At 71.9% G+C, this 10,099-nt stretch carries 8 protein-coding genes; all 8 read left to right on the top strand.

Features of this window, described 5'->3' with window-relative positions; all coding sequences use genetic code 11:
- Nucleotides 1–45: 45 nt before the first annotated feature.
- The 8 genes from E4V99_RS03960 (at nt 46) to fusA (ending at nt 10,075) form a co-directional block, all read left to right on the top strand.
- Nucleotides 46–1,011: a MoxR family ATPase gene (locus E4V99_RS03960; protein ID WP_135063297.1), complete on the top strand. Its 966-nt coding sequence runs from the start codon at nt 46–48 to the stop codon at nt 1,009–1,011.
- Nucleotides 1,008–2,378, top strand: coding sequence for a DUF58 domain-containing protein (locus tag E4V99_RS03955; RefSeq protein ID WP_135116490.1), 1,371 nt, complete (start codon nt 1,008–1,010; stop codon nt 2,376–2,378). Before E4V99_RS03960 ends, E4V99_RS03955 begins: the two co-directional genes overlap by 4 nt.
- Entirely contained in the window at nt 2,375–4,846 is a 2,472-nt protein-coding gene (locus tag E4V99_RS03950; protein ID WP_245233114.1) for a transglutaminase domain-containing protein, read from the top strand. Before E4V99_RS03955 ends, E4V99_RS03950 begins: the two co-directional genes overlap by 4 nt.
- Before the next feature lie 2 nt (nt 4,847–4,848).
- On the top strand, nt 4,849–6,249 hold the full coding sequence (locus tag E4V99_RS03945; RefSeq protein ID WP_167758071.1) for a DUF5684 domain-containing protein: 1,401 nt from the start codon (nt 4,849–4,851) through the stop codon (nt 6,247–6,249).
- 11 nt (nt 6,250–6,260) lie between these two features.
- Complete coding sequence (locus E4V99_RS03940) at nt 6,261–6,800, top strand: hypothetical protein (RefSeq protein ID WP_135063303.1); 540 nt, start codon at nt 6,261–6,263, stop codon at nt 6,798–6,800.
- 242 nt (nt 6,801–7,042) lie between these two features.
- The gene (gene rpsL, locus E4V99_RS03935; RefSeq protein ID WP_029145644.1) at nt 7,043–7,411 is read left to right on the top strand and encodes a 30S ribosomal protein S12; all 369 of its coding nucleotides are present in this window, start codon (nt 7,043–7,045) and stop codon (nt 7,409–7,411) included.
- Between the two features lie 5 nt (nt 7,412–7,416).
- Nucleotides 7,417–7,887, top strand: a complete 471-nt coding sequence (gene rpsG / locus E4V99_RS03930; RefSeq protein ID WP_135063307.1) for a 30S ribosomal protein S7 — start codon at nt 7,417–7,419, stop codon at nt 7,885–7,887.
- 73 nt (nt 7,888–7,960) lie between these two features.
- Entirely contained in the window at nt 7,961–10,075 is a 2,115-nt protein-coding gene (fusA, locus tag E4V99_RS03925; protein WP_135063309.1) for an elongation factor G, read from the top strand.
- Nucleotides 10,076–10,099: the final 24 nt, after the last annotated feature.

Raw genomic sequence — 10,099 nt, 5'->3', positions numbered from 1 at the left:
CCCCCTGACCTCGCCCCACAGCATCCCGACCGAAGGACCCCACCGATGACCCTCACCCAGGAGCAAGCCACCTGGTTCGCCACGACGTTCGGCCAGCTCGCCGACAACGTCGAGCGCGCCGTCCTCGGAAAGCGCCACGTCGTCGAGCTCGTGCTCACCGCGATGCTCAGCGACGGCCACGTGCTGCTGGAGGACGTGCCCGGCACCGGAAAGACCTCGCTCGCGCGGGCGATCGCGCAGTCGGTGCAGGGCACCAACACGCGCATCCAGTTCACGCCCGACCTGCTCCCCGGCGACATCACCGGCATCACGGTGTACGACCAGAAGACCGGTGAGTTCGAATTCCACTCCGGCCCGATCTTCGCCAACATCGTCCTGGCCGACGAGATCAACCGCGCGAGCCCCAAGACCCAGTCCGCGCTCCTGGAGGTCATGGAGGAGGGCCGCGTCACGATCGACGGCGTCACGCGCCCCGTCGGCGTGCCGTTCCTGGTGCTGGCGACGCAGAACCCCGTCGAGCAGGCCGGGACCTACCGGCTGCCGGAGGCCCAGCTCGACCGCTTCATGATGCGCACCTCGCTGGGCTACCCCGACCACGCCGCGACCGTGCGCATCCTCGACGGCGGCTCCACGGCGACGGCGGAGCTGACCCCGGTCATCACGCCGCAGGCGCTCGTGGGGATGGCCGACCTCGCCGCCGACACGTACGTGGACGCCCTCGTGCTGGACTACATCGCGCGCCTGGTGGATGCCACGCGCTCCGCGGATGAGGTGCGCCTGGGTGTCAGCATCCGCGGTGCCCTCGCCCTCACGCGTGCCTCACGCGCTCGCGCGGCGTCGCAGGCGCGCACCTACGTCACCCCCGACGACGTCAAGGCGCTCGCCGTCGCGGTGCTCTCGCACCGCCTGATCCTGCACCCCGAGGCCGAGTTCGACGGCGTCACCCCCGAAGCCGTCATCGGGCAGGTGCTGCTCGACGTCGCCCCGCCCACTCAGCGCGAGGCGGTATGACACCGACCGAGGCAGGCCTGACGCGCACGTCGTTCTCGTCCACCGCGACGGCGTCGCGCACGTCGGTGACCTCGACGACGACCGCGCGGCGCGGGCGCGGGCTCGTCCGCGCCGTCGTGTGGGCGACGGCGGCGTGGCGCGCGGTCGTGCGCGCCCTCGCCGCCGCCGTGCGCTGGTGCGCGGGCACGGTGCGCCCGGCGGGGGCACTCGTGGTCGTGGCGGCCACCGCGGGCCTGGTCCTCGGGATGGTGTTCGGCTGGGTCGAGTGGATGGTCGCGGGCGCGGCGGCCCTCGTGCTCCTGGCGATGAGCGTGCCGTTCCTGTTCGGCGCGCGCGCGTACGACGTCGACCTCAGCCTCGCGCACGAGCGGATCGTGGCCGGCCAGGGGGTGGAGGGCGAGATCGTCGTGCGCAACCACGGCCGGCGCATCGCGCTCCCCGGACGCCTGGACATCCCCGTCGGACGTGGGCTGGTGGAATTCGGCGTCCCCCTGCTGCGGCCGGGGCACACCGTCGCGCAGCCGCTGGAGATCCCCTCGCTGCCCCGCGGCATCGTGCGGGTGGGTCCGGTGACCACGGTGCGCAGCGATCCGCTCGGACTGCTGCGCCGCGAGCACGCCTTCCCCGACCAGCACGAGCTGTACGTCCACCCGCGTACGGTGGGCCTGCCCTCCACGAGCGCCGGCCTCATCCGCGACCTGGAGGGCAACCCCACGCGGCGGCTCGTCAACGCGGACATGTCGTTCCACGCCATCCGCGAATACGCCCCCGGCGACGCGCAGCGCCAGGTGCACTGGAAATCCACCGCCAAGACCGGCCGGCTCATGGTGCGCCAGTTCGAGGAGTCCCGCCGCTCGCGCATGGCCGTGGTGCTGGCCACCGCCCAGCAGGAGTACTCCGACGCCGACGAGTTCGAGCTCGCCGTCAGCGCCGCCGCCTCCCTGGGCCTGCGCGCCGTCCGCGACGCGCGCGACCTCGACATCGTGATCGGCTCCGAGATCCCCCGCGTCGTGCGCGGGCGGCTGCGCGCCATCCAGCACATCCCCACCGTCGCCCCGCGCCCGATGCTCGACGGGTTCAGCGCCGTGAACCGGCTCGAGAACACCATGAACATCGAGGACATCTGCCGCCTCACCTCCGAGGCCAACGAGCGCCTGTCGATCGCCTTCGTCGTGGTCGGCTCCCTCGTCCCGCTCGTGCGGCTGCGGCAGGCCGCCCTCACCTTCCCCCTGGACACCACCGTCGTCGCGGTGATGTGCGACGAGCACGCCCACCCCCGCATGCAGTCGCTGTCGGGCATCTCGGTGCTGACGATCGGCACGATCGAGGACCTCTCCGGCCTGCTCCTGCGCGGAGCCGCGTCGTGACCGCGCGGCGCGTGGCCGGGGGATCGGTCTACGTCGGCGTCACCGCGGTCGCCGCGGCGGTGGCGGCCTGGCCGGTGTACGCCTCGTGGCAGTTCGTCCTGCTCGCCGCGGTCGCCGCGACCGTGGGCGCCGTCATCGCCGCGCTCGTGTTCTGGCGCCGGTGGAGCCCGTGGCGGACGGCGGCGCTGCTGGGCGGAGCGTTCCTCCTGCTGTGCGTGCCGCTGGCGGTGCCCTCACGCCTGGGCGGACCGGGGGAGCTCCTGCGCGGCCTCGGGGAGGCCGCCGCCGGCGTCGTCCTGGCGTGGAAGGACCTCGTCACCGTCGACCTCCCCGTGGGGGCGTACCGCAACCTGCTCATCCCGGCGCTGCTGATCTTCCTGGCCGGCACGTGCGGGGCGCTGCTGCTGTCGTGGCGCGACGACCGCTGGGCGATCGCCGCCGTCCCCGTCGGGTTCGGGATGCTGGGATTCGGGCTCTTCTTCGGACGTGCCGAGGTGAGCGACCCGTTGCGGGCGGGCAGTCTCACCCTCCACGCCCCGATGGAGACGCTCCTGGGCGTGGTCGGGCTCCTCTCGGCGGTGCTGTGGCTCGCGTGGCGCACGCACGACGAGCGGGTTCGCGCCCTGCACCGCGCCGCCACCGCGAGCGGCGTGCGGGTCTCCCGCCGCCCCTCGCGCACCGACCGGCGCCGCACGGCACTGGGGGCGGCGATGGTCTCGCTCGCCCTGGTGGCCGCCGTCGCCATCGTGCCGTGGGCCGCCCGCGGCGCCGACCGCGACGTGCTGCGATCGGCCGCCGGGCCCGAGCGCGAGCTCGCCGCCGCCGTCAGCCCGCTCACGCAGTACCGCGCCCTGTTCGCCCCCGACCGCCCCGACGACGTGCTGTTCCGCGTGTCGGGGGAGGGGCCGCTCCCCGAGCGCGTGCGGGTGGCGACGCTCGACACGTACGACGGCGAGACTTTCCGTGCCGGCGGCGACGCCGACGCATCCGCGCCGTTCGTGCGCGTGCCGGCGGCGCTGGATGCCGGTGAGGGGACCGCGGTCGACGTGGAGGTCGCGATCGAATCGCTCGAGGGCATCTGGCTGCCCACGGTCGGGCGCGTGTCGTCGGTGGAGTTCACCGGACAGCGCGCCTCCGCCCTCTCCGACCGCTTCTACTACAGCGCCCCCGCGCAGGCCGGCGTCGTGACCGCCGGCGGTGGGGCCCGCGACGGCGACGCGTACCGCGTGCGCGCGGTCGAGCCGCCCGCCGCGGAGCTGGCCGCCCTCGAGGCGCCCGGCTACGACACGTCCGAGCTGCCGGCGCCGGACAACCTGGTGCGGTGGGTCCAGGAGCACGCGACCGGTTCGGACGGCGCGGCGCTCGCGGCCCTCGTAGAGCTCCTGCGCGAGCGCGGCTTCCTCAGTCACGCGTTGACCATCGACGAGGATGCGCCGCCGCCGTGGATGCCCGAGCTGGCTCCCTACACGTTCCAGCCCAGCGCCGCGGGGCACTCCCTCGCCCGCATCGACACGATGTTTGCGCGTCTGCTCGAGCGCGAGAGCGACCCGCGCGCCGTGGCATCCGACAACTTCGTCGCGGCCGTGGGGGATGAGGAGCAGTTCGCCGTGGCCACCGCGCTCATCGCCCGCGAGCTCGGCTTCCCCGCCCGCGTCGTGGTGGGCGCGCGGCTCAGCGCCGCCGACACCGGCGTCTTCACGTGCGAGGACGGCGTGTGCCGCGCGCAGGACCTCGCGGTGTGGACCGAGGTCCGCGACGTCGACGGAGCCTGGACCGCCGTCGACGTCACGCCGCAGTGGAACCGGCCCCCGAGCCTGGAGGTCACGGAGCAGCGCGACCCGGAGAACGTCACCGAGGTGCGCCCCGACAGCGTCGAGGAGGTCGTGCCGCCCGAGCCCGTGCAGGAGGACACCGCACGCGACGACGACGGCGACGAGGGCGCCGGCTGGGACCTGTCGTGGCTGTGGCCGATCCTGCGCGTGGCGGGCTTCTTCCTGCTCGTGCTGCTGGTGGTCCTCGGCCCCTTCCTCCTCATCGTCGCGGCCAAGGCGCTGCGGCGCCGGGGCCGCCGGCGGGCGCCGGACCCGGTCGAGCGGATCGCCGGCGGATGGGACGAGTACGTCGACGCGGGCATGGATGCCGGCCGCCCGGCGCCGCAGGCCGGCACCCGGGCCGAGCTCGCCGCGGCCTTCGCGACGTCCTCCGGCGCCCAGCTCGCGGCGGAGGCCGATCGGGCGGTGTTCTCGGGCCAGACGGCGACACGGGACGACGCCGAGGAGTTCTGGCGCATCGTGGATGCCGAGCGACGCGCGTTGACGCGCGGAGCCGGATTCCGGCGCAGCATCCTCGCGGCCCTATCTTTGAGATCATTCGTCCGCGTCGTCGCGCCGCGGGCGTCCGAGCGGGTAGCTCGCATCGTTGAGAGGGGGAAGCGCCGGCGGCTGAGCCGCGGGCGCACAACGTCATGAACATGGATGTCATCACGATCGCGATGGGAGTGACCTCGTTCATCCTGTTCGTGGTCCTCTACCTGTGGATGGCGCTGGCGCTGTCCGCCCTGTTCCGCAAGGCCGGCGAGGAGGGGTGGAAGGGCTGGGTGCCCGTGCTCAACCAGGCCGTGCTGCTGCAGCTGGGCGGGTTCTCGCCATGGCTGATCCTCCTGATCCTCGTCCCGGGCCTGGGCGCTCTGGCGGTGTACGTGCTGTTCGTCATGGCCGCGCACCGCATCAACCGCTCGTTCGGCTACGGCGCCGGGATGACCGTCCTGGCGGCGCTGCTCATGCTCATCTGGGCCAGCGTCCTGGGGTTCGGCTCGGCGCGCTGGATCGGCGAGCCGCCCGCGCACGTGCGCCGCGCGAGCGAGCCGGCCGCCCCCGCCGCGCCGCCGCTGGTGGGCGGGTGGACCCCGTCCGCACCGCCGCCCCTGCCCCCCGCTGCGGCGGCGCCGGCCGCGGCATCCGCCCCCGCCGGCCCGGCCGCTCCCGCGTGGGCGCCCTCCAGCCCGCCGCCGCCTCCGCTGCCGCGCGTCTCGGCCGCAGCCGCGCCCGCGCGCGGCCCGCTGTCGCCCGAACTGGAGGACAGCGCGGTGGACCCGGAGGACCGCGTGCCCGCCGCCGCGCCCCAGCCCGCCGGGTCGTTCACGCCGCCGCCGATTCCGCCGGCCTCCGCTGCCCCGCCCGAGCCGATCACCCCCATCTCCTCCGTGCCCGGCATGCGTTCCGCTCCGCCGCCCGCACCGGCCCCCGCTCCCGTGCAGAGCGTGCCGGAGACCCCGCACCCGGCGCCCGAGCCCGAGCCGTGGGCGCCGGCCCCCGTGACGCAGGCGCAGCCGCCGGTGCAGCACGACACGTTCGGTGAGCTGTCCGAGGCCGTCTCGGCGGTGTCGGGTGCACCGGATGCCGGGGCTCCGCGCTCGGCCCGGTCGTCGGTGTCGGCGCTGTATGCCGAGCCGGGCATCGGCGACGAGCAGTTCGGCGCGGGCGACCCCGCCGCCGACGAAGAGGCCTTCGACCAGACGGTCATCGCCAAGCGCCGCCGCACGCCGTGGAAGCTCGTTCCGCCGTCGGGTGCACCGCTGGACATCTCCTCCGACGTCGTCATCCTCGGCCGCAAGCCCGCACCCGACCCGGCGTACCCCGACGCGCAGCTGGTCTCGATCCCCGACGAGACCCGGACCGTCTCCAAGACGCACGCGCGCCTGGAACTGCGCGGGGAGACCTGGTACGTCACCGACCTCGGCTCGACCAACGGCGTGCTGTTCGCCACGCTGATGGGCACCGAGGTGGAGGCGCAGCCGGGCCAGGAGCTGGAAGCGGGGGAGCGCTTCTTCCTCGGCGACGCCGAAGTGCGGCTGCGCCGCACCGACGCCTGAGCGGAGCATCCATGGGCCAGGCCGACGACCGCGACGAGGACGACGTCACGCTGTGGGCGGGCCGCCTGCGGTCGTGGCCGAGCGCCGACGACGCCGTCGACGATGCCGTCGACGACGCCACCGCGCTGGCCGGGAGAGGGCCGCGGCGGCGCACCGAGAACCCTGCGCCGGAGGAGCCCGAGGCCGGATCCACCGTCGTGGCCCGTCGCGAGACGCGCCGCCGGGCGACGCGGCCGCCCGAGGACGCCACGGCCCTGCGCCCGCGTCGCGACCCCGTCACCCCGCACCAACCGTCGCCGCCGGACGGACGGCGGGTCGCGCGCGTCCCGGACGGGCAGGAGCGCGAGATCTACCGTCCCCGCGCCGCCGCGCCCGAGATCGTGGAACGTCGGGCTCCCGCACCCCGTGCGCCGCAGCATCCCGTCGCCGAGGGCGCCGCGGTCGCGCGTGAGCGCCGCCGGCGGTGGCGCTGGGCGGGATGGGCCGCGGGCGGGGCGGGCCTCGTGGTGCTCGCGGCAGCCGCGGTCGCCCTCGTGCTCGCTCTGGGCTGAACCGCGCGTTTGCCACCTCTCTCCCGCGGGCGTATCATGGATCGGGTGTGCGCACACGCGCGCCCTGCGTCGCGCCTCGGTGCGGCGAGGGCAGCGAGTCGCCCGCATCTCAGGGAACGGCCTGCGAACAGGCCACCCCCACGGCATACCCACCACCACAACGCGGCAGTTCTCCTGCCACGCCGGTGGGTCTGTGGTGAAACCACATGGCTGTCACCGTGCAGCACTATCAAGGAGAGAACGTGCCAACCATTCAGCAGTTGGTTCGCAAGGGGCGTACGCCGAAGGTCTCGAAGACCAAGGCCCCGGCCCTGAAGTCGAACCCGCAGCAGGCGGGCGTGTGCACCCGCGTGTACACGACCACGCCCAAGAAGCCGAACTCGGCGATGCGCAAGGTCGCCCGTGTCAAGCTCCGCAACGGCACCGAGGTCACCGCCTACATCCCCGGCGAGGGCCACAACCTGCAGGAGCACTCGCTCGTGCTCGTCCGCGGCGGTCGTGTGAAGGACCTTCCCGGTGTGCGTTACAAGATCGTCCGTGGCGCCCTGGACACCCAGGCCGTGAAGAACCGTAAGCAGGCCCGCAGCCGCTACGGCGCGAAGAAGGGTTGAGGTAGATGCCTCGTAAGGGTCCCGCCCCCAAGCGTCCCGTCGTCAACGACCCGGTGTACGGCGCCCCCGTCGTCACCCAGCTGGTCAACAAGATCCTCGTGGACGGCAAGAAGTCCCTCGCCGAGTCGATCGTCTACGACGCCCTCCGCGGCGTCGAGTCGAAGAACGGTCAGGACGCCGTCGCCACCCTCAAGAAGGCGCTGGACAACGTCCGGCCCACGCTCGAGGTCAAGTCGCGCCGCGTCGGCGGTTCGACCTACCAGGTGCCGGTGGAGGTCAAGCCCCACCGCGCCAACACGCTCGCCCTGCGCTGGCTCGTCAGCTACGCCAAGGGTCGTCGTGAGAAGACCATGACCGAGCGCCTCCAGAACGAGATCCTGGATGCCTCGAACGGCCTGGGTGCGGCGGTCAAGCGCCGTGAAGACACCCACAAGATGGCCGAGTCGAACCGCGCCTTCGCGCACTACCGCTGGTAATCAGCTTTTCTGCGTTCGGCCGGGGGCAGAACCCCCGGCCGGACGCACCACACAAGACGTAAAGGAAAACCCCGTGGCACAAGAAGTGCTCACCGACCTCACGAAGGTCCGCAACATCGGCATCATGGCCCACATCGATGCCGGCAAGACGACGACGACCGAGCGCATCCTCTTCTACACGGGCGTCAACCACAAGATCGGCGAAACGCACGACGGCGCTGCCACCACTGACTGGATGGAGCAGGAGCAGGAGCGTGGCATCACGATCACCTCCGCTGCCGTGACGTGCTTCTGGGACAAGAACCAGATCAACATCATCGACACCCCCGGTCACGTCGACTTCACCGTCGAGGTGGAGCGCTCGCTGCGCGTCCTCGACGGCGCCGTCGCGGTGTTCGACGGCAAGGAGGGCGTGGAGCCCCAGTCCGAGACCGTGTGGCGTCAGGCCGACAAGTACGACGTCCCGCGCATCTGCTTCGTCAACAAGATGGACAAGCTCGGCGCCGACTTCTACTTCACCGTCGACACGATCGTGAACCGCCTGAAGGCCAAGCCCCTCGTGCTCCAGCTGCCGATCGGCGCCGAGAACGACTTCGTCGGCGTCGTCGACCTGGTCGAGATGCGCGCGCTGGTGTGGCCCGGTGACTCCAAGGGTGATGTCACCATGGGCGCCAAGTACGAGATCCAGGAGATCCCCGCCGACCTCGCCGACAAGGCCGCCGAGTACCGCGAGAAGCTCATGGAGACCGTCGCGGAGTCCGACGAGGCCCTGCTGGAGAAGTACTTCGGCGGTGAGGAGCTCACGGTCGCCGAGATCAAGGGCGCCATCCGCAAGATGACGATCAACTCGGAGCTGTACCCCGTGCTGTGCGGCTCGGCGTTCAAGAACCGCGGCGTGCAGCCGATGCTCGACGCGGTCGTGGACTACCTCCCGTCGCCGCTCGACGTCCCCGCCATCGAGGCGCGCGACCCGAAGAACGAAGAGACGATCATCGAGCGTCACGCCGACCGTGACGAGCCGTTCGCGGCCCTCGCGTTCAAGATCGTGACGCACCCCTTCTTCGGTCGCCTCACCTACATCCGCGTGTACTCCGGTCACCTGGACTCCGGCGCCCAGGTCGTCAACGCGACCAAGGGCAAGAAGGAGCGCATCGGGAAGATCTTCCAGATGCACGCCAACAAGGAGATGCCGATCGACTCGGTCACGGCCGGTCACATCTACGCCGTCATCGGCCTCAAGGACACCACCACCGGTGACACGCTGTCCGACAGCGCGAACCAGGTCGTCCTCGAGTCGATGACCTTCCCCGAGCCGGTCATCGAGGTCGCGATCGAGCCCAAGACCAAGGCCGACCAGGAGAAGCTGGGTCTGGCGATCCAGAAGCTCGCGGAGGAGGACCCGACGTTCCGCGTCGAGCAGAACTCCGAGACCGGTCAGACCGTCATCAAGGGCATGGGCGAGCTGCACCTGGACATCCTCGTGGACCGCATGAAGCGCGAGTTCAAGGTCGAGGCCAACGTCGGAAAGCCCCAGGTGGCGTACCGCGAGACGATCCGCAAGACCGTCGAGCGTCACGACTACACGCACAAGAAGCAGACCGGTGGATCGGGTCAGTTCGCGAAGATCCAGTTCGCGCTCGAGCCCCTCGAGGTCACGGCCGACAAGACCTACGAGTTCGAGAACAAGGTCACCGGTGGCCGCATCCCGCGCGAGTACATCGCGCCGGTCGACCAGGGCTTCCAGGACGCCATGAACGTCGGCGTGCTCGCCGGCTACCCCATGGTGGGCGTGAAGGCGATCCTCACCGACGGTGCGTCGCACGACGTCGACTCCTCGGAGATGGCGTTCAAGATCGCCGGTTCGATGGGCTTCAAGGAGGCCGTCCGCAAGGCGAACCCCGTCATCCTCGAGCCGATCATGGCCGTCGAGGTGCGTACTCCCGAGGAGTACATGGGCGACGTCATCGGCGACCTGAACTCCCGTCGTGGCCAGATCCAGTCGATGGAGGACGCCGCCGGCGTCAAGGTCGTCCGGGCCAACGTGCCGCTGTCGGAGATGTTCGGCTACATCGGCGACCTGCGCTCGAAGACCTCGGGCCGCGCCGTGTACTCGATGGAGTTCGACAGCTACGCCGAGGTTCCTCGCGCCGTGGCCGACGAGATCGTCCAGAAGACCAAGGGCGAGTAACACCGCCCCGGATGCGGGGGCCCA

It is taken from the genome of Microbacterium sp. dk485 (assembly GCF_004570445.1).
In the GTDB taxonomy this organism is placed as follows: domain Bacteria; phylum Actinomycetota; class Actinomycetes; order Actinomycetales; family Microbacteriaceae; genus Microbacterium; species Microbacterium wangchenii.
This window is presented reverse-complemented; position numbering and strand designations above follow the sequence as displayed.

Excerpts from the sequence above, each read along its gene's own strand:
- E4V99_RS03960 (WP_135063297.1), top strand. The coding sequence starts at position 46 with ATGACCCTCACCCAGGAGCAAGCCACCTGGTTCGCCACGACGTTCGGC.
- E4V99_RS03955 (WP_135116490.1), top strand. The coding sequence starts at position 1,008 with ATGACACCGACCGAGGCAGGCCTGACGCGCACGTCGTTCTCGTCCACC.
- E4V99_RS03945 (WP_167758071.1), top strand. The coding sequence starts at position 4,849 with ATGGATGTCATCACGATCGCGATGGGAGTGACCTCGTTCATCCTGTTC.
- E4V99_RS03940 (WP_135063303.1), top strand. The coding sequence starts at position 6,261 with ATGGGCCAGGCCGACGACCGCGACGAGGACGACGTCACGCTGTGGGCG.
- rpsG (WP_135063307.1), top strand. The coding sequence starts at position 7,417 with ATGCCTCGTAAGGGTCCCGCCCCCAAGCGTCCCGTCGTCAACGACCCG.